Annotated in this window: 18 protein-coding genes and 1 tRNA gene; 6 read left to right on the top strand and 13 right to left on the bottom strand. The window is 52.7% G+C overall.

Features of this window, described 5'->3' with window-relative positions:
- Positions 1 to 18: 18 nt before the first annotated feature.
- Positions 19 to 94 (bottom strand) — tRNA-Thr (locus DWV16_RS09945).
- A gap of 168 nt (positions 95 to 262) precedes the next feature.
- Here DWV16_RS09945 and DWV16_RS09940 point away from each other — a divergent pair.
- On the top strand, positions 263 to 1,036 hold the full coding sequence (locus DWV16_RS09940; RefSeq protein ID WP_066458736.1) for a type III pantothenate kinase: 774 nt from the start codon (positions 263 to 265) through the stop codon (positions 1,034 to 1,036).
- A gap of 80 nt (positions 1,037 to 1,116) precedes the next feature.
- Here DWV16_RS09940 and DWV16_RS09935 read toward each other — a convergent pair whose 3' ends face one another.
- From DWV16_RS09935 to DWV16_RS09920, 4 genes are all read right to left on the bottom strand, one after another.
- Positions 1,117 to 2,421, bottom strand: a complete 1,305-nt coding sequence (locus tag DWV16_RS09935) for a TRAP transporter large permease (protein ID WP_066458738.1) — start codon at positions 2,419 to 2,421, stop codon at positions 1,117 to 1,119.
- The gene (locus DWV16_RS09930; RefSeq protein WP_118479029.1) at positions 2,418 to 2,990 is read right to left on the bottom strand and encodes a TRAP transporter small permease; all 573 of its coding nucleotides are present in this window, start codon (positions 2,988 to 2,990) and stop codon (positions 2,418 to 2,420) included. Before DWV16_RS09930 ends, DWV16_RS09935 begins: the two co-directional genes overlap by 4 nt.
- Positions 2,991 to 3,102: 112 nt before the next feature.
- Positions 3,103 to 4,161, bottom strand: coding sequence for a TRAP transporter substrate-binding protein (locus DWV16_RS09925; protein WP_066458740.1), 1,059 nt, complete (start codon positions 4,159 to 4,161; stop codon positions 3,103 to 3,105).
- A gap of 101 nt (positions 4,162 to 4,262) precedes the next feature.
- Positions 4,263 to 5,330 carry a LacI family DNA-binding transcriptional regulator gene (locus DWV16_RS09920; RefSeq protein ID WP_066458742.1) on the bottom strand — a complete coding sequence of 356 codons (1,068 nt, stop codon included), beginning with the start codon at positions 5,328 to 5,330 and terminating at the stop codon, positions 4,263 to 4,265.
- 240 nt (positions 5,331 to 5,570) lie between these two features.
- Between DWV16_RS09920 and nagA the strand changes: the two genes are divergently transcribed.
- From nagA to DWV16_RS09905, 4 genes are read left to right on the top strand one after another with little or no spacing between them, the layout of a single operon-like run.
- Positions 5,571 to 6,749: an N-acetylglucosamine-6-phosphate deacetylase gene (gene nagA / locus DWV16_RS09915; RefSeq protein WP_066458744.1), complete on the top strand. Its 1,179-nt coding sequence runs from the start codon at positions 5,571 to 5,573 to the stop codon at positions 6,747 to 6,749.
- A gap of 50 nt (positions 6,750 to 6,799) precedes the next feature.
- Positions 6,800 to 7,540 (top strand): glucosamine-6-phosphate deaminase, encoded by a 741-nt coding sequence (locus tag DWV16_RS09910; RefSeq protein ID WP_066458746.1) that lies wholly within the window; start codon positions 6,800 to 6,802, stop codon positions 7,538 to 7,540.
- Between the two features lie 32 nt (positions 7,541 to 7,572).
- Positions 7,573 to 7,794: a hypothetical protein gene (locus DWV16_RS19845; protein WP_370219036.1), complete on the top strand. Its 222-nt coding sequence runs from the start codon at positions 7,573 to 7,575 to the stop codon at positions 7,792 to 7,794.
- 11 nt (positions 7,795 to 7,805) lie between these two features.
- A complete protein-coding gene (locus DWV16_RS09905; RefSeq protein WP_370219034.1) occupies positions 7,806 to 8,342 on the top strand; it encodes a 6-phosphogluconolactonase in 537 nt (178 codons plus the stop codon).
- Between the two features lie 119 nt (positions 8,343 to 8,461).
- On the opposite strand, the gene DWV16_RS09900 is transcribed toward DWV16_RS09905, so the two are convergent.
- From DWV16_RS09900 to DWV16_RS09865, 8 genes are all read right to left on the bottom strand, one after another.
- Entirely contained in the window at positions 8,462 to 10,243 is a 1,782-nt protein-coding gene (locus DWV16_RS09900; protein WP_118479027.1) for an ABC transporter substrate-binding protein, read from the bottom strand.
- Positions 10,240 to 12,396 (bottom strand): ATP-binding protein, encoded by a 2,157-nt coding sequence (locus DWV16_RS09895; RefSeq protein WP_118479025.1) that lies wholly within the window; start codon positions 12,394 to 12,396, stop codon positions 10,240 to 10,242. The genes DWV16_RS09900 and DWV16_RS09895 overlap by 4 nt, the downstream gene beginning before the upstream one ends.
- The gene (locus DWV16_RS09890; protein WP_243007307.1) at positions 12,389 to 15,070 is read right to left on the bottom strand and encodes an ATP-binding protein; all 2,682 of its coding nucleotides are present in this window, start codon (positions 15,068 to 15,070) and stop codon (positions 12,389 to 12,391) included. The genes DWV16_RS09895 and DWV16_RS09890 overlap by 8 nt, the downstream gene beginning before the upstream one ends.
- A 135-nt stretch (positions 15,071 to 15,205) precedes the next feature.
- Positions 15,206 to 16,672 (bottom strand): GntR family transcriptional regulator, encoded by a 1,467-nt coding sequence (locus DWV16_RS09885; protein ID WP_118479021.1) that lies wholly within the window; start codon positions 16,670 to 16,672, stop codon positions 15,206 to 15,208.
- A gap of 75 nt (positions 16,673 to 16,747) precedes the next feature.
- Positions 16,748 to 18,814 (bottom strand): diguanylate cyclase, encoded by a 2,067-nt coding sequence (locus DWV16_RS09880; protein ID WP_118479019.1) that lies wholly within the window; start codon positions 18,812 to 18,814, stop codon positions 16,748 to 16,750.
- On the bottom strand, positions 18,811 to 19,191 hold the full coding sequence (locus DWV16_RS09875; protein WP_066458760.1) for an Hpt domain-containing protein: 381 nt from the start codon (positions 19,189 to 19,191) through the stop codon (positions 18,811 to 18,813). Before DWV16_RS09875 ends, DWV16_RS09880 begins: the two co-directional genes overlap by 4 nt.
- Before the next feature lie 57 nt (positions 19,192 to 19,248).
- Positions 19,249 to 20,130: a GGDEF domain-containing protein gene (locus DWV16_RS09870; RefSeq protein ID WP_118479017.1), complete on the bottom strand. Its 882-nt coding sequence runs from the start codon at positions 20,128 to 20,130 to the stop codon at positions 19,249 to 19,251.
- 413 nt (positions 20,131 to 20,543) lie between these two features.
- Entirely contained in the window at positions 20,544 to 21,746 is a 1,203-nt protein-coding gene (locus DWV16_RS09865) for a dicarboxylate/amino acid:cation symporter (protein ID WP_066458766.1), read from the bottom strand.
- A 189-nt stretch (positions 21,747 to 21,935) separates the two neighbouring features.
- Here DWV16_RS09865 and DWV16_RS09860 point away from each other — a divergent pair, with 189 nt between their 5' ends.
- Entirely contained in the window at positions 21,936 to 24,431 is a 2,496-nt protein-coding gene (locus DWV16_RS09860) for a GGDEF domain-containing protein (RefSeq protein ID WP_158572842.1), read from the top strand.
- The last annotated feature ends 368 nt before the right edge of the window (positions 24,432 to 24,799 follow it).

Here is a 24,799-nt window from a genome sequence, read left to right as displayed (position 1 = left end):
CGCGGGGGGGGGGAAGGTTGGAGCTAGTAGTCGGACTCGAACCGACGACCTGCGCATTACGAATGCGCTGCTCTACCAACTGAGCCATACTAGCAATTATTCAAAAAGGACGCTTAAATAGTATACCATTATCGACCCAAAAGGTCAATATCTTTTGCACAAATTTTCCGGGGGAGCCTGTGTTGAAAAATTATCGTTGACGCGGCGGCACGGCTGTTTTACAATAGAAAAAAACGTACTGAATTTGTCACGGAGGTACAAAATGCTGCTTGCAATAGATATTGGAAATACCAACATGGAGTTTGGCGTCTTTGACGGTGGAAAGATGGTTGCGTCTTTTCGTCTGGGAACCAACAGGGAGATTACTTCGGATGAAGTGGGGCTTTTTACCACACAGTTTTTCGCGATCAATGGGATCGACCGGCATGACATTGTGGATATCATTATTGCTTCGGTTGTTCCGCAGGTGATGTATTCGATCACCAATGCGATGAAGAAGTATTTTTTCCAAAAACAGCCGCTGATCGTTGGGGATAATATCCAGATGCGGATTGAAAACCGGTATGACAACCCGAAAGATGTAGGTGCGGACCGTCTGGTAGCGGCGCTTGCGGCCTACCATAAATATGGCGGGCCGCTCATTGTGGTCGACTTTGGAACCGCCACCACCTTCGATGCCATTGGCCGTAACGGGGAATATCTTGGTGGTGCAATCTATCCAGGTATCAAAATCTCGATGGATGCGCTTTTTTCAAAGACCGCGAAACTTCCTCGGGTCGAATTGATCCGTCCGGAGAAGATCATCGGCCGCAATACCATCACCAGCCTGCAATCAGGGGCTGTAAACGGCTACATCGGGGCGGTTACCAATATTGTAAATGGAATCAAAGCGGAGCTGGGAGAGGATACCCGGGCGATCGCTACGGGCGGTCTGGCCAAGCTGGTCGACGACGAAGGAAAGATTTTCTCAGCGATCGATCGCACGCTTACCCTCGACGGCCTGCGGATCATTTATGAAGAAAACAAAAGAGGCTGAACAGGAATCTCCGCTTTTCCTGGAACCTTGGACAAGGGAAGACCACCTGCCGAAAATCGGCAGGTGGTCTTGTTTTTTCATTATGCAACGTATCCAAGCACGCGCGGCAGGAACAGCGCGATATCCGGGAACGCAATGATGATGAGAAGAACAACCAGATAGGTGAAATAGAACGGCAGGAATCCTTTGAGGGATTTCTCGATTGGGATGTTTGCAATTGCGCATCCAGCCCACAGAGAGGTGCCGACCGGCGGGGTGAGAAGACCGAGGCCCAAGGTCAGAACCATGATGAGACCAAAATGGTAGGGGTTGAAGCCGAACGACATGGCAACCGGATAGAGGATTGGGGTCAGAAGGATGAGCAGGATGCCCATGTCCATGAAGCAGCCAAGGATCGCCATCATAAGAACCATCAGGAACATGACGACCGCAGGACTGCTGGAGATGTTGGTCAGCGTGGTTGCGACGCGGGTCGGAACCTTCAGATAGGAAAGCACATAGCTGAACGCGCTGGAGGTGGCGATGATCGCCATGATGGTGCTCAGGGTTTTGAGCGATTTCATCAGGCAGCCGATCAGCTTTTTGAAATTCATCGTGTGGTAGAAGCAGACAGTGACGAACAGCGCGTAGACTGCGGCAACCGCGCCGGCTTCAGTCGCGGTGAAGATGCCGCAGACGATACCGACCGCAACGATCAGAATGGTGACCAGTCCAAGCAACGCTTCCCGGACAATGGTCATGTTTTCCTTCCAGGATTTCTTTTCAGAAACCGGGTATTTCTTCTTGACCGCAATCACATAGGAGCAGACGCACAGCGCCGCGGTCAGGAGAACGCCAGGTATGTAGCCGCACATAAACATGGTGCTGATCGAAAGGCCGCTGCCGGCCGCAACGATATAGAAAATCATGTTCTGGCTCGGCGGGATGATAACCCCTTCGACCGAACTGGTGCAGGTGACAGCAACGCTGTAGTCGGCATCATAACCTTCCTTGATCATCGACGGGATCAGGAAGGAACCGATCGAGGACACGTCGGCGATCGAGGAACCGGAGATGCCGCCGAAGAACATCGAAACAATGCAGTTGACCAGCGCCGTGCCGCCGCGCACACGCCCGACAAGCACGTTGCAGAACTTGGTGAGCCTGTCCGAAATACCGCCGTCGGTCATGATCTGTGCCATGATGATAAAGAACGGCACGCACATGAAGGTGAAGCTGGTGATACCGGTGGACATCTTCTGGAACAGGTTCAGGAAGGGGATATCAAGATAGACGGCTGTGAACAGCGCGGAGATACCCAGGCAGAAGGAGATCGGAATACGAATGCACATCAGGAAAATCAATGTGAAGAACAGAATGAAGGTTCCGACTGCGATCTCACTCATACGGTACCACCTCTTTCCACATTGAGGTCATCGATGGTTTTCTCCTTTTCGGATTCTTTTTTATATTCACTGAGCGGTTTCGCCAGCACCTGAATGAAATTGAATACCGAATAGACAACCATCAGGATACCGCCAACCACCAGCGGAGCAAACAGCCAGCCTTGCGAAAAACGGGTTGCCGGCTGAGGCTTTCCAATATTGAGCATGGTGATCTGCCAGCCGTATTTGATCATGAGGGCAAACAGCCAGGAGAGCAGCCCATGCCGGAGAAGGTCCGCTCCTTTGCGGATCATGGGAGGCATCTTGTTATAAAGGAAATACAACGCCGCGTGCGAATCGTTGTAGATATCGACCGCCATGCACAGATAGCCGAACCAGACGAGGAACATCAGGGTAACCTCTTCCGCCCAGCTGAACGGCGCGTTGAATAGGAAGCGCATCACAACCTGGACAAAGGTGATCGCAACCAGGATGATCAGCAGGTAGCAGCAGATATAACGTTCAAAGGTTGAAAATTTGTCAAAAAATTTTTTGGGTTTTTCCAGAAATGTGCCAAAGCTCCTCTTCATATATGGACCCCCTAAATGTAACATCTGAGGGAACCACGCGCCGCCGGACGGCGCGTGGTTCCCGCTTGGGATTTATCTGGGTCTGAGCAATTTGAATACTGCAATCGCCGGATTAGGCAACCTCTTTGATCGCCGCGATCACGTCGGCATACTGCGGATACATGTCATAGATTTCGGAAACAGCGTCCTGGAACTCCTTGGCGTCAACCTCGAAGATCTCGCAGCCGGCTTCCTCAACCTTCGCGCGGGACTCGTTCTGATAATCCTGCATCGCCTGGCGCTGCCACTCACAGGCTTCTCTTGCAGCCTCGGTAACAGCGGTTTTCTGCGCGTCGCTCATCTTGTCCCAAGAGGTCTTGCTCATGAGCAGCATTGCCGGAGGCGCCATGTGGCCGTCAAGCGAGAAGTATTTGGCAACTTCATAGTGACCGGAGGTGTAGTAGGAAACAAAGTCGTTCTCGGCGCCGTCAATAACGCCGGTCTGCAGGCCCTGGTAAACTTCGCCGTATGCCATCGGGGTGGCGGCGGCGCCGAGCAGTTCGACCATCTTGATCGCAACGTCGCTCTGCTGGACGCGGATCTTCATGCCCTTCATATCGGCAACGCTCTTGATCGGCTTTTTGGTGGTGTAGAAGTTGCGGGAACCGGCCTCCCAGTAGCCAAGGCCGATCATGTTGTATTTCTGCAGAGCGTCGCTGACGCCCTGTCCGATCTCGCCGTCGAGCACTTTATATTTCTGCTCGGTGGAGGTGAAAACGTAAGGCAGGGTGAAAACGCCGACTTCATCCGCGGTGGAAGCCAAAGCGGAGGTGTTGATGCGGGCGAAATCAAGGGTGCCGGCCTGGACCTGGTCGATGGTTTCGTTCTCGGTGCCGAGCTGCGCGTCGAGGTAAACTTCGACGTTCACGGTGCCGCCGGATTTTTCAGCAACGAGTTCCGCGAATTTGTTCATCCCTTTGGAAATCGGGTTGTCGGCAGGCTGGTTTTCAGCAAGCTTGAAGTTGAAAGTCTCTTCTGCGGGAGCGGCTTCGCTCGCGGGCGCGGAATCGCTCGCGGCGGGCGTGGAGGCAGCTGGTGCAGCGGAGGACGCGGGTGCGGAGCTGCCGCCGCAGCCAGCGAACACGCTGGCGATCATTGCGGTAGCAAGAACAGCAGTCAAAATCTTTTTCATTTTTGAATCTCCTTTTTGAACTCATTTATTTTCTGCAGAAACATCGCTGATATATTTCGAGCCGCGGTGCCCCGCAAAATGACTTTCAAATGCTTGGCGGTTTATTCGATCCGGTCCGCGAAAAAGGGCAGATTGTTTTTCATGATGATGCTGATTGGGACCGCCACGCTTTCAGCGGGCGGATTGATCTTTTTAACCAGGTGGGAAAACAGCAGCCGGAAACCGCGCTTCCCTTTGTCGTAGGCATTTTTATAGATAATGGCCCGGATGACGCCGTCCTTCAGGAACTGTGCCGTTTCGGGGTAAAGGTCGCTTCCGATGCCGCAGATTTTGCCCGCGAGCCCGCAGTCGATCATCGCCTGGGCCAGTGGAATCGTCTCACGTGCGGTGACAGGGTAAAAAGCGACGATATCGTCGCGGGACTTCAAGATTTCGACGGCTTCCCGATAGGTTTCCGAGAGGTCGTAGTATTTATGGATCACCAGCGGCTGCAGGCGGCCGCCCTGTTCGGAGAGATAAGCCTGGAAGCCGCGCAGATTGTGTACATGTGAGGCGCTGGTTTCACACCCGCCGGCCACAAGCACCTTGCCCTCCGGGAGGTTCATTGAGGTGAGCAGTTCGCCGCCAAGCCGCCCGGTGAGGGTGTTGTGCGGCGCGACGCAGCAGATTCTGCCGCAGCCGGGGATATCATTGTCAAGCAGAACCACCGAAACACCGCTGTAGGTGAAGCGTTCAATCGCGCGGCGCATCGGTTCGTCATATTCGGCGGGCATGATGAGCAGGCCGTCAAGATTGCCGTAGTTTTCCGTAAAAACCTTATCAAGGACAGCAAGCTGGCTCTCGGGCGTCTCGTCAAAAGCATAATAAAGGACATGGACATTTAAACTATTTGCTTCGGCCTCGCAGGAGCGGACCGCGTTCCAAAACTGGCGGTGATAGTAACGGCCGCTGCCTTCTTCCGAAGAGAGAACCACTGCGACTTTCATCGTATGACGCTTAAGGGAGGAGGCGACATAGTTGGTCGTATAGCCAAGTTCTTTGGCTTTTTCGAGCACGGTCAGACGCATTGACTGACTGATGCCGTCCTTATTATGGATTGCGCGGTGCACGGTTGTCATCGAAACGTGCAGTTCGGCCGCAATATCCTTAAGAGTCACTTCACTGTTCATACTACCCCTCAAAAATAAAGTTAATCGCTGTCGTAAACGTTAACGTAATCGTTAAATAAATTTTAACACTTCCTTTACATGAAAAACAATTACCTAAAGCAACAAAAATTCTCAACAGATTTGTGCAATCCGACATAACTGCGTGAAAACGAAATCCGTGGGGATTTTTTAGTTGACAAGCAGAATTTAACTGGCTATAGTAAAAATTAAAGTGGTCATTTAGAAAGGAGCGGTTCCTTTATGAAAACCTTTGTGAACGCGCGGCTCGTTCTGCCGGACGGCGTGCGCCAAAACGGATTCCTCAAGGAGGACGCCGGAAAGATCCTGTCTTTTGGGGATATGGATAATTCGCTCATTGGTGCGGGCGAAATCATAGATTGCGGTGGGAGGTATCTCGCACCGGGCTTTATTGATATCCACTCACACGGCGGCGGCGGTTTCGACTATATGGACGGCAGCGCCGAGGACATTGTGGGCGCGGCGCGCGCGCATCTGCGCCACGGCACCACCAGCGTGCTGCCCACTACCATGACCAGCAGCGATGAGGACCTGTTCCTCACAATTGACAATTTTAAAGAGGCAAAAAAGGTCAGGGAAAACATGCCCGACCTGCTGGGCCTGCACCTGGAGGGTCCATATTTCGATATGGTCGAGAAAGGCGCGCAGCCCGACCAATATATTCAGAACCCCAGGCCGGAACATTATATGAAGGTGATGGAGCGCGCGGACGGCTGCATCAAGCGTTGGTCGCTCGCGCCGGAGCTGCCGGGCGCGCTTGAGATGGCCGACCGGCTTCTGCCGATGGGCGTGATGCTTGCCGCCGGCCACACCGCCGCCACTTACGACCAGATGAAGGAGGCGTTCGACCACGGCATCCGGCATCTGACCCATTTCTATTCCGGCATGTCCACGATCGTGCGCAAGGGCGGTTTCCGCGTGCTCGGCGTGGTGGAGAGCGGCTACCTGATAGACGGGCTGACCGTCGAGCTGATCGCGGACGGGATGCACCTGCCGCCGGTACTGCTTCGTCTGATTCTCAAATGCAAAAACCATGATGAAATCTGCCTTTGCACCGACAGCATGCGCGGCGCCGGCATGCCGGAAGGCCCCTCCATTCTTGGCCCGCGCAAAGGCGGCCAGGATGTCATCATCGAGGGCGGTATCGCCAAGATGCCCGACCGCACCTGTTTTGCGGGCAGTGTCGCCACAACCGACCGGCTGGTCCGGGTGATGGTCTACGAAGCCGGGCTCCCAATCTGGGAAGCGGTAAAAATGGCCAGCCTGCTGCCGGCAAAATTTATCGGTGAGGACGGCCGGAAAGGTTCGATCGAGGCCGGGAAGGATGCCGACCTTGTGCTCTTTGATGAGGATATCAACGTTTCGGCGGTCTATGTCGGCGGCGTCAAGGCGAATTTTTAAAAGAACCATCAGTCAATAATATATCGTAACATATAGGAGGTCCCACTATTATGAACATCAATGTCAACGTATCCCCGACCCCGGAATCCCTGGGCGCAAACGCCGCCGCTGAAATTGCGCGGCTGCTGTGCGAGGCGGTCGAAAAGAACGGTTCGGCCCGCGTGATCCTTTCGACCGGCGCTTCCCAGTTTGCCACTATCGACGCGCTCGTCAAGCTGGATGTGCCGTGGGAAAAGGTCGAGATGTTCCATCTGGACGAATACGTCGCGCTTCCGGAGAGCCATATCGCCTCCTTCCGCAAATACCTCAAAGAGCGCTTTGTCAGCAAAGTGCCGGTCAAGGCCGCGCACTTTGTGAATGGCGAGGGCGACGTTGCCGCCAACATCGAAGCGCTGACCAGGGAACTGCGCTCCGCTCCTGTTGACGTGGGTGTTATCGGCATTGGTGAAAACGGCCATATCGCGTTTAACGACCCGCCGGCGGATTTTGACACCGACCTGGCCTACAAGGTGGTCGACCTTGACGAGCGCTGCAAAAAACAGCAGGTTGGCGAAGGCTGGTTCGCAACCGTGGACGATGTCCCGAAGCAGGCGATCACCATGACCGTCAAGCAGATCATGGCCTGCCGCCACATCGTGACCGCCGCGCCGCATGGCGTCAAGGCGGAAGCAATCTTCAACACTGTGACTCAGCCGGTCAGCCCGATGGTCCCTGCCACTATCCTCAAGACCCATCCCGACTGGAAACTGTTCATCGACGACGCATCCGCACAGAAACTTTTCGCGCTGTAAGAAGCTGCGCCTGAAAGAAAAGAGGTACAAAAATGTCCCTGGTAAAATATTTCAATGTCGACCGGCTGCAGTGCTATGCCTTTGAAACCCGGAAAGAGATGGGGATTGCGGCTGCGAAGGATGCCGCCGCAATGCTGCGGGTGCTGTTGGCGGAAAAGGAAACGGTGAACATGATGTTTGCCGCAGCGCCAAGCCAGTCGGATGCGCTCGAAGCGCTGCTCAGCGAGCCGCGGACATCGACTGGGAGCGCGTAAATGCGTTCCATATGGACGAATACATCGGCCTTTCGCCCCAGGCGCCGCAGGGCTTCGGCAATTTCCTGCGCCGCGCGATCTTTGGACAGAAACCCTTTAAAGAGGTGTTTTATATCGACCCGTCCGCGGCTGATCCGCAGGCGGAAGCGGACCGCTATGAAAAGGTGCTGCTTGAGCATCCGATGGATATCTGCATCCTTGGCGTAGGCGAGAACGGCCACGTCGCTTTCAACGATCCGCCGGTCGCGGACTTTGCGGATAAACGGCTTGTGAAAACAGTTGCGCTTGATGAAATCTGCCGCAACCAGCAGGTCAATGACGGTTGCTTTACACAGCTCGATGAGGTTCCGCGTACGGCGATGACTGTCACCATCCCGGGTCTCATGCGCGCGAAGGCACTCTTTTGTATTGTGCCGGCCAAAACCAAGGCGCACGCCATTTCTGAACTGGTGAAAGGGGAGGTTTCCGAGCGCTGCCCGGCTTCCGTCCTGCGCCGTCAGCCGGCTGCAAAGCTCTATCTCGACGCGGACTCCGCTTCGATGCTTTGATCCCACACATTTTTTATATGAACAAAAACAGCTGCCAATTTTAATTGGCAGCTGTTTTTATGTATAATAACATATGGAAAATTGTCTTTCGCGTCATAACGTCCCGCCGGTCGGCAGCATTACTTCACACTGTCGGGCGTGATGGTGCCAAGCCCTATGATATACTCACGCCAGAAATCCTTCCAGACGATGTCGCTTGGGACAGCGGCCTTCTCTATGGGGGATTTTTCTCCGCAGTCGCTGGGCGAAAAGACCACCTTGTAGTTTTCCCCGTCATTTAGTTTTTCAGGGTCGAGCCCTGCGCTGATAAAAGGCAGATAGTCGGTGATACCCGCGTCGTTGGTGACTACCAGACCCGTTTCCATGAGCTGCTTGATCTCGGCTCCGGTCATGTCGTTGGTGAAGACGGGATCGTTATACCGGGGACCTATGGGGATATCAATATTCGTGGTGTCCAGGTTGCCTTGATAGTATTTGCCGTTGGCTGCCGCAACCAGGTGTATGTCCGGGGTATACCGCTGCACCGTACACAGGGCAATGTCCCCAAGTCCCGTGGCGTAGAGGGCGTTGGCCACCAGCCTGACGGTCTGCTCTGTGGTCAGGTCCTGGCTCACCGTGGCCAATGCGTTGCTGGTATACTGATTTTTGATGGTATCCTGTCGGATGGAATCCATCAGTTCGAACGCTTTGTCCAGATCGCTGCCGGAGGTGACAGCCTCCCGCAGGTATTCACCAGTAAAGGCCAATAGATCCTCGTAACCGGGATACAAAAAGGGCGCCGCGTGACCACGGTTCATGGCTTCGTTAAGGGGGATAAATTCTTCCGGGAGATGGGCGGTGGTGCCGGCAAGAGGCAGAATATCCGCTTCACTGGAGCGGAAAAGCTCCTGTCCCTCCTCGGAGGAGAACAGCTCCAGCAGCTTCAGGGCGTTTTCCAGCTTTTTCTCGTTTCCCGGTTCGTTCAAGCGCTTGTTGAGACCGATCTTAATGCCGTAGTTGGTGGCACAGAATTCACTGTTCCCACCAAGGCCATAGAGGGGAAAGGTCCCAAATTCGTCTGTGGAGTCCTTGATCTTTCCCAGGAAAAAGGGCTGTCCGCCCACCAGATACGTCATGGCGCACTCGCGGCCCACAAGCATCTTGACGCCTTGCTGATCGCTCATATCCGCCTGTACGGCTTCAAACGCACCGGCGTCCACCCAATCCTTCAGGAGTGTGATGCCGGTGCCGAAGCCTTCCCGGGAAGAGGCCTCGCCCTGCGCGAACTTCTGCGCCCAGGTAACGCCGTCCGCCGTCATCAGGAAGTCGCAGTGGGACAATTCGCTCATCAGGGTAAAGTAGGTGCCGGAATACAATCCGGGCAGCGTTAGGGGCAGCATGTCGGTTTCGGCACGGATGGCTTTGACCAGAGAGATAAACTCCTCATGATTGGTGGGGACCGCCCAGCCCCGCTCGGCAAAGAGGGTCTTGTTATAGGCGATGCCCCGGGCTGTGGTGGGGCCCTCCAGCATATAGATGCTGCCGTCCACCGAGAGATTAGAGAGGACGCTGGCCTTATAGTTCTGTACAAAGCCGTAGCCGGAGATATCCAGCAGGTTTTCCTTTTGAGTGCTGTCCTCCGGCGCGTAGGTGGCCAGGATAATGTCGGGCAGATCGTTTCGCTCAAACCGCTCCTGGATATGCACAGAGACCGCGGAGCCGAAATAGGGCTGCACGTCAAAGGTGATGTCCGGGTCTTGGGCGGTCAGCTTATCCATCAGCGGTTCAATGCTCCGGTTTGGGATCAGAATACTGAGGGAATGGTCTTCTGGCGCGCCGCCGCACCCGGCAAGGAAGCCTGCCAGCACAGCCATGGTCAACACCACGGCCAGAATTCGGGATAAGGTCGACGTTTTCCTCATGTACTTTCTCCTCGTTTTCTCTCGGGATGATATTGATAAATAACGGCTTTTAGCCTGTCTATTTCCAACGGCTTTGCCAGATGGTCGTTCATACCGGCGGCCCGGGTCTTTTCCACATCCTCTGCAAATGCGTCCGCTGTCATTGCTACGATGGGCACGCCGGCGTCGCTCCGGGACAGGCCGCGAATGGCACGGGCGGCGGCCAGCCCATCCATCACAGGCATACGCAGATCCATGAATATGAGATGATACTGCCCCTCGGGGGAGGCGGAAAAACGCTCCACGGCCTGTCTGCCATCGGCGGCCGTGTCCACGGTAACGCCAAGCTCCTCCAGGATGTCCGACGCGATCAGCAGGTTGAGCTCGTTGTCCTCCACCAGCAGCACCCGCATACCGTCTCCCTGGTTCGGCAACTCTGCAATCTCCCCGGGAGCCTGAACCGGCAGCGCGATGGCAAGCGGAAGGGTCACGGAAAAGCAGCTCCCTTTTCCAGGGGTACTCTCCACCTGAATGTCTCCTTGGAGTTTTTCCACCAGGTGTTTGACAATGGACAGCCCCAGCCCCGTCCCTTTGTACTGCGTGCGGCTGCCGCTGTTTTCCTGGCTGAATGGCTCAAACATGCGGGTCACAAACTCCGGGGACATACCAATCCCCGTGTCCCGCACCTCAAAGGTATACAGGGAAATCCCATCCCGTGGCTCCTCCTGCGCGGTGCGCAGGGTGATGACGCCCTTTTCCGGGGTGAATTTCACCGCGTTGCCCAGCAGATTGGTCAGGACCTGATTGAGCAGCAGCTCGTCGCTCTCCACACAGCAGTCTTTCAGCCCGACGGTATCGACCTTGACCGCAAGCTCTTTTTCTCTGGCCAGGGCTTCGACATTGGCGATACATCCCCGCAGTAGCGCGTGAATATCCAGTGGCGCTGCATGGATCTCCACCTTGCCCTGCTCGATTCTGGACATATCCAGAATATCGTTGATGAGCAGCATCAGTTGATGAGAGCTTTGATCGATCTTCTTCAGATAGCCCGCCGGGTCGGCGTAATCCCGCATGGCAAGATGGCACATCCCCATAATGCCGTTGAGGGGCGTACGGATGTCGTGGGACATATTGGAGAGGAAATCGCTTTTGGACTGGCTGGCCTGCTCTGCCGCCCGCAGGGCTTCCTGCTGTGCTTCCAGCGTTCGGTGTGCGTTCAGGCGCATAAACAGGATCAGCACGACGGACAACGCAAAGGCAATCCCCGCCATCTCCAGAATTAGCTTCTGCACAAGCTCCGTTGTGCCACCGCTGACATTTTCTTCCGGTACAAATAGGATCATCGTCCAACGATCCGCCACAGGGGCGCAGGACACGAAATAGCGCATATTCTGAAGGGTGATCTCCCCTGTAAAGAAGTTCTCCGTCTTTACCGCTTCCACAAGGGTCTCATAGCTGGTGTCATACAAAAATTCGGCATTTTTCAGTGCGGTTATGACGTTATAGGACGGCAGGACCTCCGCGCTGGAGGTCTGATGATACAGCCGCGTGCCGTCCGTCTTTGTGATGTAGGTGGAATTGCCCACCCCAAAGGATGAAACCTCCAGTTCGGGGAGTATAATGTGCATATCGATGGTAAGGGTGACGTGTGTCAGTACAGCCCCATCGGTAAGCGTGATGGGTCGCGGCAGCCGATGGAGAAAGAGCATCTGCTCGGCGCCGATGGTATTGGATTCCCGTATGGCGATCTGCCGGTCGGGAAGCTCCGCTGGCAGCATCTTGGGCAGCGGCCAGCGGGTGACGGTGCCATCCCAATTGTAGCTGTTGCTTTCGTAGTCAATACAGCTGAAGGTCCATGGGGAGTGATCCTCGGCGTTTTGACTTATATCCACAAGGCTGTCCAATAGCTCCCGGGAGTTGAGAGCTGGGAAGCGCTGTATCATATAGACCAGCTGACGCAGTTTTTCCCATTCGCTTTTAATGGAAATATTAACCAATTCTGAGCTTTTTTTCGCGTTCTGCTCCATACTGTACAGCCGCTGGAGGTAAAGCTGTTCATCCAGCGAGGAGGCAAACAACGCGCAAAGGCTCACCACCAGTGTGACGGCGAGCAGCATCAGTGGAAGAACATACTTGCGCTTGCGAAGGGAGGTTTTCTTTATTTTGTTACTCACGGCATCGCCTCTCTTTGCTCAGCCATTTTTGCAGGACAACATGGATAAGATCCATGTCCAAGGGTTTGGCAAGAAAGTCGTTCATACCGACGGCTTTTGCCATATCCCGATCCTCCTGGAAGGTGTTTGCCGTTAATGCAATAATCGGGATTGATTTTGCTTCCGGGTGGCTGGAAGTGCGGATGGTTCTGGTGGCCTCCAATCCGTCCATATTCGGCATTTGTAAATCCATCAGAATCAGATCAAAATAGCCGGGCTGACTTTTATGGAACATTTTCACCGCTTCGACGCCGTCTGCCGCGAGTTCCACCTGCGCTCCCTCGGCTGTAAACAGGTCCGTGGCGATTTCCGCGTTGAGGAGGTTGTCCTCCGCCAGCAAAAAACGATAGTTTGCAAATGTTTCGGCCGAAGCATTCTGCACGTGTGTTTCTACCGGCTTGCCAAAGGGAAGTGAGATGGTGAAATAGAATTCGCTGCCGGAGCCGACTTCGCTTTTTACTTTCAGCGTGCCGCCCATAAGCTCAACAATGTTTCGGCTGATCGGAAGCCCCAGCCCCGTTCCCTGACTGCGGGTACGGTTGCTGCCAATCTGTTCAAAGGATTCAAAGATGCGGGAAATATCCTCCTTGGAAATTCCCACGCCGCTATCGGAAACGCAAAACCGATAGGCCGCCCCTGTATCAGTTGTCTCGATTTCCTCCACGGTCAGAAAAACCTGTCCGTCTTTCGGCGTGAATTTTACAGCGTTGGAAAGCAGGTTCATGAGCACCTGTTTTAAGCGAATCGGGTCGCCTGTTAAATCGGTGTGCTTGACCTGCACTTTGGATAAAAGCTTTATTTGCTTGCGCTGCGCCTGCGCCTGCATGATACTGCAAATTTCATCCAGCACGCGATCAAGAGAAAAGTTTTCATCGGCAATTGTCATCATACCTTGGTCGATGCGGCTCATATCCAGAATGTCGTTGATAAGCCCCAGCAGATATCGGGATGAGTCATTCAGCTTCGCAAGGCTCTTTCTGATGTCCTGCGGAATATTGTCCTTCATGGAGATGAGGGTGGACAGCCCCACAATGGCATTCATAGGAGTTCGGATCTCATGGCTCATGCGGGAGAGGAATTCGCTTTTCGCCATATTTTCCGCTTCTGCCTTGGCAATGGCCTTTTGCATATTTGCTGCTTTGACTCTTGCTTTGGCAATGACAACAACAGCAAAGATTATCAGGATTGAAAAAGCGCTGATGACCAGCACGGCTTCCATAGGATGGCTTTCAATCCATTTTCCCAGCGTGTAGACATCGTCACCGATTGCAATAAAATTGTGATCCAGAATCGCGTCCCTGTCTTTTCCAGAAAGGCTGTTGATGCCCTTGTTGATAATGGTGAGCAAGTTGGAATCCGCCGGTGCGGGCAGCGCAAAACAGACGTCTATTCGATTATTGGAGAGTGTAACCGGGACAACATTATTGAATATATGCTCCTGCATTATTTGCTCCATACGGGTAGACAGGCCGTAGGCAAAATCAATTTCTCCGGTATTTACAGCATGCAGAAGATCATAGGTGGTTTCATAATATTTTACATGACTGGCATCCACATAATCCGGCAGCTGTCGTCCTTCCAGCAAACCGCAGGTCAGATTTTCTCCCGGGTAGGTTACCGATTTATTACGGACCACCAAATCATTCAGGGCGGTGTATGATGCCGATGTTACCAGATCGTCTCGGATAACCGCATGAGAGTCCTCAAAGAAAAAGCCTGCCATATCGGCTTTGCGCTGTGTCACAAATTGCTGAGTTTCAGCATAGTTTTCGGCAAAGACATAGGAAAATTTGAGGCCGTACTGCTCGCTGATTTTGCCAAGCAGTTCAGGGACAATACCGTCGTGTCCGCCGTCATCGGTGCCAAAACAGTAAAAGGGATGGAAGTAGCCGGGAACAACCACGGTTACTGTACCTTTTTCCCGAATATATTCCGCTTCCTCTTTGGTGAGTATCAGGTTGTGCGTATTGGAGGCCCCAAAATATTGATCGTAAAGCTGGTTTGAGAAATCAGGGTTGCCGGACAGGATTTTGCCCATCGCCCAGTTGAGTTCCTCCAGCATCTGCGGATCATCCGGCTGAACCACGATATAGTGGGGCTGCGCGTCAATATACTCCACTGCACGAAACCTGCCCGTATTATCCGTTGTATTTCCCAATTTCAGGTCAATGATACCAGCAGACAAATCGGTATCCATTTGCCCTGCGGCAACCTCTTCGGGAGAATAGCGTTTGATCGTGCATTCGATTCCATTAAGAAACAAAAACGCTTCAAGTCGGCGTATGTTTTCTGCGGCGCGCCCCACAACGCCGATGGTTTTGCCGTTCAGATCCTTTGTGTCATAGCCGCGGACACTGTAATCGTCCTGCCGCGCCAGCAGCACGGATTTTGTGGTTCCGCAGCTGTAATCCGGGTACGCAAAATATTGTTCTAAGGATTCCGCATAATAGGTGCCGCCCATCAGGTCGTATTTACCCGCCAGAAAATCCTTTGTCATATCGTTGCTGTCGGTATCAATATATTCATAGGCCCAGCCGGTATATTTGGCGATCTCGTTGAGATAATCCACGATCAGGCCGTAGCGGTGCCCCCTCTCATCGATCATGGTAAATCCCGGGACCTCTGTGAACGGCACACGAAGGACTTTCTGCGTTTGGGCAGCGGCAGGAGCAGCGGAAAGTATAAGGAGCAAGAAGGCTATGCAGGCGGCATAAAACCGCTTTGCCGTTTTCCTTATTTTTGATTTGAATTTCATACATAATCTCCTGTCTTACTTCCACAGCAGAGAAGTATCATATAGAGCCTTAGCTGCGTGCAAATAGTTGAATTTATCACATTGCCGTATGATCTGCCGGTGTACATACTGAAACATTTCCGCCGTCCGTTTTGCAAATACCACAGCATCTCCGCCTGCCAGCGCATCCGCCGCCCCGATACACCTGCGATTCATTTCCAACACTTGCGATGCGTTCCCACTGCCGACAAGTCCCGGTATTTTGATGACCATGCGATGATTTTCCAAAACAGTCGCATAAACTGCCCGCATGGCTTTATAGGGAATATGCTCCACCAGAAATTCTAAAACCGTAATGGAGAACGACGGGGACCGCCGTCCTGCGCTCTCCAGATCCGCCAGCCTTTGACGCAATGCCCGCGCCTGTGCCGGGGATACAGACTGAGCGGCGTAAAGCGCCACCCCTTCTGCTGTCAGGGCAAGCAGCTCGAAGTTCTCCAAATAGCGTTTGACATAGCTTGCAATCAATTTTTGAGAAATCGGGAGCTGATCCGCTGCGGGCGGATTCTGTGACACAAAGATACCCTTTCCACGGATTGTCTCCACTACGCCCCATTGCTTCAACGTCTTAACCGCTTGCAGGGTGGTAACTACACTGACGCCATATTGTATTTGCAGCGCGGCATGGGAGGGGAGCTGATCTCCTGGTCGATAGTGCCCGATGGAGATCAGCCCCAAGATGTCCAGATACACGCTGGAGTACCGTTCTTCCGCTGTTTTGAGCCATTGCTCGCTGCTTTGAATCCCAGTCCTGAACGGCGAATCCGAGGGGACGACACACGCAAACGACTTTTTTGAAAGAGGGGAGGAATGGTAAACTTCGGTGAGAAAATTTTCCAGTTCTTCCTCAGTACAGCTGGCCTGCTCAGCTTCTTCCACAAAATGCAGCAGTGCTTCCAGATAAGCGGTTCGTATCTGCTCGGAGTCGTTGAGACCTATTAAATCCGCGAAACCAAGACTGCCTATTATCCGCAGGGCCAGCTCGTTTTCGCATCGTGCGATAAAGAAGCGCCAAAACGACTTTGAGTTTCTCCAAAACAGGCCGGACTGTTTGGGGTTCATTTGTTCAACGATCTGTTTGGGAATCAACCAGTCTGTTCCGCGGCATAAAGAAATGCCCCGGTAAATAAATGGATAGCAGAGCAGCTCCGCTGTTTTTATAATATCCGCCATGGCAACCGGGTTCGGCTCTTTCATTTGATCCACAGGGCAAGCCGGCGCCGGCCGGTCGATAACAACGGCGCGTTTGCCCTCGCTGGTTTCGATGAGTCCCGCACCGGACAGCATGGCAAGCACACGCCGCATAGTCTTTGCAGATACCGTATATTCCTTGCAGAGCTTGGTGCAGGAAGGTAAAGATGAGCCTTTTGGAAACGATCCTGATTCAATTTTATTTTTTAATATCTGAAAAATCCGTTGGTATTGAAACTCCTCGCGGCTCATAAAATCTCCTTATCCTAAGTTTAAATAAAAATGCTTGAAACGCTTTTGCCGTATGAAAACGCCGCTTGATTTTCGTCAAGAATGGTTATCATTGGAAATCGGGGAGAGAGCAGAGAACGGACTCGTCATTGACTTGTCATAAAAGCAATATCCGTTGCGCCCCTTATGTTTCACCGTATAAAGCGCCTGATCTGCATAGTGGAACAATTTTTCATATTCCGTGGCGTCCGTCGGCGCGAGAGCAATGCCCATGCTGATCGTGGTATCAAACCCGTTATACGTGCCGTTCAAGGAAGTGAATATACGCTTTGCAGCGGAGTCTATATCCGCTTTGTATTCCAAGAAAATCATAAATTCGTCACCGCCTGCCCGGGCGACAACATCGGAGTTCCGAACGACCTTCTGCAGCCGATGCGCCACTGCGCGCAGCACCTGATCTCCAAACACATGTCCATATTGATCGTTGGCATTTTTAAAGAGATCCAGATCAAAGAGGATCAGCGCAAACCTTTTCTCAGCTTCTGTGTCCTCGGCAAGTGTTTCCGTGATTTTTCTCCGCGCAAACTCCCGGCGGTATAGTCCTGTCAGTTCATCGGTGGACGCTACCTGCTTCAGACTGTTTACTTCCGTAAGCTCATCATGAACATCGATGCATTTTCCAATGATGCCGATGATTTCATCCAAGTCCTCTCCCGACCAAAGGGGACGGGCTAAGATTTTGTGCCACCGTCGCTGACCGCGTATATTGAGGCGATAGCTTTTGATGACAGTTGGTTCGCCGTGAGAGGCAGAGAGAATTTGTTCCCGCAAATTGCTGTAATCATCCGCTTCCATCATCTTCTGAAGCGCATGTTTCTCTGCGGAATAGATCGTGATTTCAGGCAGGCCCAGTCGCGCCGCTCCCCACTCTGAAAGCACCAGCATATCGGTTTGGAAGCTATATTCAAATTGGATTTCTCTGGACATGGCCGCAAAAAATTGATACTTGACCCGCTCCTGCTCTAAGAGAGCCAAAGTCCGGTTAGAAGCGTTTCCGCTTTGCAGCAGGCTTTGGGCAAGATCATGCGCTTCCATTTTAGGAATTTTGCCCAGGGAACATATCTTCAGCTCTTTTTCCAGATCCGTGCCGATATCCGTCAGGCAACGTAAAAGAAGCGGATTGAAAACACCGCACCGCCCGTCCATAATCATCTGCATGGATTGTTCGTGAGAGTAGGCTTTCTTGTAAACACGCTCGTGAGTCAGCGCGTCATATACATCAGCCAGCGCCACGACCTGTGCTTCGATGGGGATCTCGTCGCCCACAAGGCCGTCAGGGTAGCCCCCGCCGTCATACCGTTCATGGTGCCACCGGCAAATGTCCCGGGCAATCTTTACAAGCTCTTCCCTCGGATAATACTGTGTTTTTTCCAGCATATTGGCTCCGGCTATGCTGTGGAACTTCATGGTTTCATATTCTTCAGCCGTCAGTCTGTCAGGTTTATTTAATATCTTTTCATCAATGGAAATTTTACCGATATCATGCAGCGCGGAGGCGTTAGCAATAAGCGGTATTTTGGTCTGTATATCCCGGTAGCGATCTGTAACTGCGCAAAGCCGCCTTAACAACAACTCGGTAACCAGACGTATGTTGAGGACGTGCATACCGCTTTCGCCGTTGCGGAATTCTACGATATGGCTGAGTACATCAACCATAATTTGATTGCTTTTTTCCTTTTCCAGCATCTGCTCTGTTACCATATTTTCAAGATGCTTTTGTTTGGAATAGAGCATGATCATATGGGAAACGCGGTGCTGCACTGTTCTGGGTTCGAAGGGCCGGCTGATATATTCCATAGCCCCCAAATCATAGGCGTTTTCAATATAGGCCGGAGAGGTTTCCGACGAAATGATGATCACCGGAATTTGCTCCAGCCATTTGTTTTTGTTCATAATTGCCAGCACTTCAAAGCCGTCCACTTCCGGCATCATGATATCCAAAAGCACAAGCGAGAGCTCGCGCTTGTTTCTCTCAATTTGCGCAATCGCCTCAAGGCCGTTTTCCGCTTCGATGATCTCATACTTCTCATCAAGGATATCCGCCAATACCGAACGGTTAAGCTCCGCGTCGTCCACGATTAAAATCTTACTTTTCGTATTCACAACAGGACCTCCTCTGCCGCCGTACTTTTCAGGCAGGTTTCAATACAGCTCAGTATGACTTGATAGGTCTGCTTTGTTTTTGAAAGCAGGGGCGTGATGTTGGCATTTGCTTCCCGGGGACGAAGCAGTTCCGTCAACTCGCTTACCTCGCCGGCAAACTTGGTAAACTGCATATTCAGAGCCAGACCTTTGAGGGTATGCGCAGCACGAAACGCCGTTTCGTAATCATTTTGTTCCAAGGCTTTGCAAAGTGCGTCCAGATTGGCATCCTTTTGCATAATCTTAAAATATTTGATAATCCGCTCATCGGTCTTAAACAGGCGGGTAGCGTCGGCATAGCTTCCGCCTATTTTTATGTAACATTCTTCAACATTCATTCGTTTTCCCCTACTTCCGCTTATTTAAGCCGATACAGTGCTTTATATTTTTGAATTTTATTTATCACACAGTTCACACAGTTTTTTCTTTTTCATCGCGTACATCATGTGGTCGGCACGGTCCAAAAAGGATTCCGCTGTATCATTTTTATATAGAACCGCAACCCCGTGGCTAATCGAAATGCTGTATTCCGGATGAGATTCAAAATGGAAAGAGGCCAATGAACAGGCCGCCTTATCACATATCGCCATGGCCGCTGACGGATCAATGTTTTCAAATATCACCGCAAACTCGTCTCCGCCAACTCTTACTGAATGGATGCTTTCGTTCATCAATGCTTTCAGCGTGTCCGCAATTTTTAAAATTACCTCGTCGCCAAATACATGCCCAAAACGGTCATTTACGTGCTTAAAGCGGTCAATATCCAAAACAGCCAGGGACAATGGCTTGCTTTCACTCTTTGCATGCGCCATCATAGAGGGCAGATTTTCCAACAGGTATTGTTTATTGAATAAATTCGTAGAGTTGTCCTTCATAATTCTCTCGTCAAAAAGAGAAATTAGAGACATCACCTCATCCGCGTTCCGCAAATTATTCTCCTGCAGAAGAAAGCTATTGCTGACATCCTGTATAAGTTCAATAGAATATCTGCGTTTTTTGATTTCAATCGGAATGGAATGAACCAAAAAGATACGCTTATCCAGAAAGCAGAGCTTGATCATGGGCTTGTTTTCTTTTATGGCACGGCAGGAGGTGCAGTTCATACAGGGGGCGTTCATATTCCACACCTGATAGCATTTCTGGTTCGTTTCAATTAACTGTCCGTGGCGATAATCAAACACCTTGTGCGTATCAACATCCACGATGCGGTAAAATTCCGGAACATGAAGAGAAAGCTGTTTTTGCAGTTCATCTTCCAATCGCTTAAATTCAAACATTTTCCCGCGCTCCCTTATCAACTTCACTCTTTATCTAAATCTAAAAGCTATTTCAGCAGAAGCAAATGACGCTATATTTACCTCGAAAATCCACGCGCCAAAACCGTGTACCTATAATATATTAGTTTACTGCACATTTCGACAAAAGTCAATTTGTAGACACAGCGTTTCATATAAATTGTCGTAAAACAACTGCCCGATATCAATAACGCGGCGCAACCGCTTTCTATTTTGCCGTTTATATCCGATATGCCGTTGCCCTTGTCTTGATACAGCTTGGAGGTTGCGGTTTTAGGCATAGCAAAAGGCGGACAGCCGAAACTGTCCGCCTCATACCCCCACATTTTAGGCCGGTTTACGAAATATCCTTATGAACACTCGCTCAAAGCGGGATGTTTTTTTACGATTCCGATTTAGGCGTTCCGATCCGGACGTTTGATGAAGCGGTGATAGACCGCGTCCACCACTACGGCGATGGCATTGTCTCCCGAAACGTTGCATGCGGTGCCAAAGCTGTCCTGTGTGATGTAAAGCGCGATCAACAGGCTCGCGAGCGCGCTGTCCGAGGCGATCCCCACCATCGGCAGAAACGGCAGGGCGGACATGATCGCGCCGCCCGGCGCGCCCGGTGCGGCAACCATCGCGATGCCGAGTGTCATGATGAATGGAATTATGGTGTGCAGCCCCACATCCATTGCGTTCATGAGCAGGACGCTGGTGACGCAGCAGGTGATGGTGATCATGCTGCCTGCCAGATGGATGTTCGCGCAGAGCGGGATCACAAAGTTACGAATCTGGGCGGAAACGCCGTTTAGCTCGGCGCAGCGCAGGTTGACCGGGATGGTCGCGGCGGACGACTGGGTTCCCATGGCCGCAAGATAGCCGGAAACCTGGTGGCGCAGCATCGAAAAGGGGTTCTTTTTGCCGATGGCCCCCGCGAACAGAAAGATTGCAAGCAGATAGCAAAGGTGCAGGCAGATGACCACGAGGAACACCTTCCAGAGCACCGAGAGGATCAGGAAGGTCTGTCCGCTGTAGGTCATGTTGGCGAAGGTACCCATGATGTAAAGCGGCAGCAGCGGGATGATGGCCACGTTCAGCACCTTGACAATCATTTTTGAAAACTCATTGGCCAGGCTGTAAGCGCTGTCGCCGATTTCGCGTCCGCGCATCGAAGAGATGCACAGCCCCAAAACGAAAGCCAGCACGATCGCGCCGGTGACATCGAAAAGCGGTTCCAGAGGGATTGAGAAATAGGGGGAGAGCATCCCGGCTTCCGGGTCTCCGATCGAGGCGACGATGCCGCCCGTGACAAAATGAGGAAACAGGTTGATTGCAACAAAGAATGCGAGACTCCCGGCCACGATGGTGGAAGCATAGGAAATTCCGGCGGTGATCCCAAGGAGTTTCCCGGCGCCGTGGGTGAGGTCGGCAATGCCGGTCACGACGAAGGCCAGGATCATCAGTGGGATGATGAAGCGCAAAAAGGTGCTGAACAGACTTGAAAGGGTGATCACAATCCGCACGAGCGGGGCGGGCAGAAAGCTGCCGATGAGGATGCCGAGCAGGATCCCGATAATGAGGCGCGGCACAAGGCCAAGTTTTTTCTTTTCCATCTTTTCTCTCCATCTGTATGTTCTGAAGGTGCGGTGCTTTCCTATTGTACGATATCCGGCGCGTTCTGGCAAGAGGCCGCGCTCCGGGCCGTGTGAAAGGCAGCCGCAGCCTTGCAATTTGAGGTGCATTAGGATAGAATGGGAGATAACCCCCGGGGACAAGGCCGGGGAGATGTGAGGGGCGTTATTATGAAAACCTGCCGGTTGAAGCGGCTTTTGAAGAATACCCTCGGCATTTTGTTTGTTGCGGGGCTTTGTTTGGGTCTCTCCTGTGCCCCGCAGGCGCTGGCGTCGTCCGCGCGGACAATCCGGGTGGGCTTCCCCCTTCAGAAGGGGCTTGCCGAAATCGACGATGCGGGGGATTATTCCGGCTATACCTATGAGTATTTGCAGGAGATTGCCCAGTATACCGGATGGGAATATGAGTTTGTGCAGGTACCGGGCAGCATCGACGAATCGCTGACCGAGATGCTGCGCATGCTCCAGGCGGGGGAAATCGATCTGCTGGGCGCGATGGTTTACAGCGACGCGCTGGCGCAGGAATACGATTATCCGGGAAGCAGCTACGGGATGGCCTATTCGGTGCTCTGGGCGTTGGAGGAGAATACAAAGATTAACGAGAGCAATTACCGGACGTTGGATCCGCTGCGGATCGCGGTGCTCGATATGGCAAACAGCCGGATTGCGGCGCTTGAGCAGTTCTGTGAGATGAACCAGATCACATACGAACTGATCAGGTGCGGTACACAGGAGGAACAGACCGCCGCGCTGAAAGACGGGCGCGCGGATGTGCTGCTCGATGTGGACCTGAACCGGCAGGAGGGCGTTCGGACCATTGCAAAGTTTGCCCCGCAGCCATATTATTTTGCGACCACAAAGGGAAATTCCGAAATTGTTAACAAACTCAATTTCGCAATCTTGAAAATCAACGAGGCCGATCCGTATTTTGCGGTGAACCTCTATGACAAATATTTTGGAGGGACACGGTCGATCTTGGTCCTTTCGGATGAAGAACAGGCCTATATTTCCGAAGCGGGCACAATCCCGGTGGCAGTGTCCACCGCGGACGCGCCGATACAGCGGTTGGATGAAAAGACCGGGGATTTTTGCGGCATTTCGGTCGATCTTCTCCGGCTGGTCGCGCAGCGGACGGGGCTTGCCTTCTCGTTTGAACCGGCAGGGGCCCCCGCATCCATGCGGGAGAGCCTAGCTGATGGAAAAATCGTTATGGTGGCGGGGATGCCTTATGACTACAATGTGGCGCGGGATTATGGTGTGGCGCTGACCCGGCCGTACCTCGAAACCAAAATCATCATGGTTCTGCATAAGGATTTGGAGGTGGATGACTTTTCCGGGCTGCGCATCGCGCTCGTGCCGGAGTTATCAGGATTCAACCGCTATGGGAGCGAAACCGTCTGGCGTGACACGATAGAGGAATGCATGGAAGCGGTGGAGCGCGGGGAGGCCGATTACAGCTATGGGGACAGCTATGCCGTCCAATACCATTTCAATCGGTCCGCCTACCGGAACCTGCTCCTGATCCCGGAAGCGAACATTTCCGAACAGATTTGCATGGGTGTGAGCAAACAGGCGGACGTCAACCTGCTGACGATCATCAACAAGGTTGTGAACAGTATTTCGGACGCGGATATCCAGTCGATCATCTATACCAATACGGTCGAATCCACGCCGGTCACCTTCCAGGACTTTATAGATTCAAATCCCCGCGCTGTCATTCTGGCGGTGGTTGTGTTCGCGTTGCTTCTGCTCGGTGCGATGTCTCTGTATTTTTACCTGCGTGTGCGGACCGAACGCGCGCTGGCTTTTGAAAACCTGCGCTACCAGCAGCTGTGCAAGCTGACGGGCGAGCACCTGTTTGAATATGATTACCGGAAGGACTGCCTGACTTTGTCAGAGGAGAGCTCGAAAGAGCTCGGAAGGCCGCGGGTTATGCGTCAGTACGCGAAACAGCTGGCGGAACGGGTTGCCAAGGGGGAGGAGGACCTGATCCCGCTTTACGAGTGGATCGTTTCCGGCAAAGATGGGATGCGGGATATCCGCGTCAGGCTGCCGGACGGAAATTTTCGCTGGATGCGCCTGATCACCAAGAATATCGGCGGAGCGGAAACCCGGCCGGATTATGTAATCGGAAAGATGATGAATGTCCAGCGGGAACGCGAGGAACGCGAATACCTGCTGCGCCAGGCGCAGTCGGACAGCCTGACGGGGATCTATAACGCGGCGACCTGCCGCGACCTGATTACAAAGATCCTTGCCGGAAACCGCAAGGACGATCAGGGCGCGCTTTTCATTATCGATATCGACTGCTTTAAGGAGGTCAACGACCGTTTTGGCCACTTTGCCGGGGATCAGGTTCTGATGGAAACCGCCGCCGTACTGCGGGCGGTTTTCCGCAAGGAGGACGTCATCGGCCGGTTGGGCGGGGATGAATTTTTGGTGTTCATGAGGCGCACAACAAGCCGGAAGCTGGTGGAGAGCAAATGTGAGATGCTGCTGGAACGGATTCATGGGATCTTTCCGGGAGAGGATGGGCATCCAGTTTCCGTCAGCGTCGGCGTTGCGCTTTCCAACGTGGGGCAAAGTTTTGACGCGCTTTATAAAGAGGCCGACGGCGCGCTTTACGCGGTGAAAAAGCGCGGAAGGGACAGCTGCGAGATCGTCTGACCGCCTTTTCGGGGCAGGAAGCTGAAAACGAAGGGGAAAGACCGTGCCGGAATTGGGAAACCTGATGAAAAGCGGCCTTCTGGGACAGGAAACGATTGACAAGCGGGAACCGGCTGTGCTATTCTTAATAAAAAGTTAACAATTGAATTGTTTCATATCGAAATCCAGGGGAGTAGTCAGTACTTCGGTGCAGTTAAATCAACATCACGGGTCCTGCTTCGGATCATGGTTTAACTTGAAATGACAAGACCTGTGTTCATAGTCCTTTATGAACACAGGTCTTTTATTCTGTGATTCTTCCCGGTTTGTGCCGGCCTTCGCGGCCGTTCTTATAGATCGCCCGGGCAGCGGGCGTTGACAGCATCCAC

This window comes from Anaerotruncus sp. AF02-27 (assembly GCF_003465835.1).
GTDB classification, from domain to species: Bacteria; Bacillota; Clostridia; order Oscillospirales; family Ruminococcaceae; genus Anaerotruncus; species Anaerotruncus rubiinfantis.
Note: the sequence above shows the minus strand (reverse complement) of the source record. Positions and strands in the feature narration are given on the sequence as shown.

Bases quoted from the DNA above. Each gene is read 5' to 3' on its own strand.
- DWV16_RS09940 (WP_066458736.1), top strand. From the start codon at position 263: ATGCTGCTTGCAATAGATATTGGAAATACCAACATGGAGTTTGGCGTC.
- DWV16_RS09935 (WP_066458738.1), bottom strand. From the start codon at position 2,421: ATGAGTGAGATCGCAGTCGGAACCTTCATTCTGTTCTTCACATTGATT.
- DWV16_RS09930 (WP_118479029.1), bottom strand. From the start codon at position 2,990: ATGAAGAGGAGCTTTGGCACATTTCTGGAAAAACCCAAAAAATTTTTT.
- DWV16_RS09925 (WP_066458740.1), bottom strand. From the start codon at position 4,161: ATGAAAAAGATTTTGACTGCTGTTCTTGCTACCGCAATGATCGCCAGC.
- DWV16_RS09920 (WP_066458742.1), bottom strand. From the start codon at position 5,330: ATGAACAGTGAAGTGACTCTTAAGGATATTGCGGCCGAACTGCACGTT.
- nagA (WP_066458744.1), top strand. From the start codon at position 5,571: ATGAAAACCTTTGTGAACGCGCGGCTCGTTCTGCCGGACGGCGTGCGC.
- DWV16_RS09910 (WP_066458746.1), top strand. From the start codon at position 6,800: ATGAACATCAATGTCAACGTATCCCCGACCCCGGAATCCCTGGGCGCA.
- DWV16_RS19845 (WP_370219036.1), top strand. From the start codon at position 7,573: ATGTCCCTGGTAAAATATTTCAATGTCGACCGGCTGCAGTGCTATGCC.
- DWV16_RS09905 (WP_370219034.1), top strand. From the start codon at position 7,806: ATGGACGAATACATCGGCCTTTCGCCCCAGGCGCCGCAGGGCTTCGGC.
- DWV16_RS09900 (WP_118479027.1), bottom strand. From the start codon at position 10,243: ATGAGGAAAACGTCGACCTTATCCCGAATTCTGGCCGTGGTGTTGACC.
- DWV16_RS09885 (WP_118479021.1), bottom strand. From the start codon at position 16,672: ATGAGCCGCGAGGAGTTTCAATACCAACGGATTTTTCAGATATTAAAA.
- DWV16_RS09875 (WP_066458760.1), bottom strand. From the start codon at position 19,191: ATGAATGTTGAAGAATGTTACATAAAAATAGGCGGAAGCTATGCCGAC.
- DWV16_RS09870 (WP_118479017.1), bottom strand. From the start codon at position 20,130: ATGTTTGAATTTAAGCGATTGGAAGATGAACTGCAAAAACAGCTTTCT.
- DWV16_RS09865 (WP_066458766.1), bottom strand. From the start codon at position 21,746: ATGGAAAAGAAAAAACTTGGCCTTGTGCCGCGCCTCATTATCGGGATC.
- DWV16_RS09860 (WP_158572842.1), top strand. From the start codon at position 21,936: ATGAAAACCTGCCGGTTGAAGCGGCTTTTGAAGAATACCCTCGGCATT.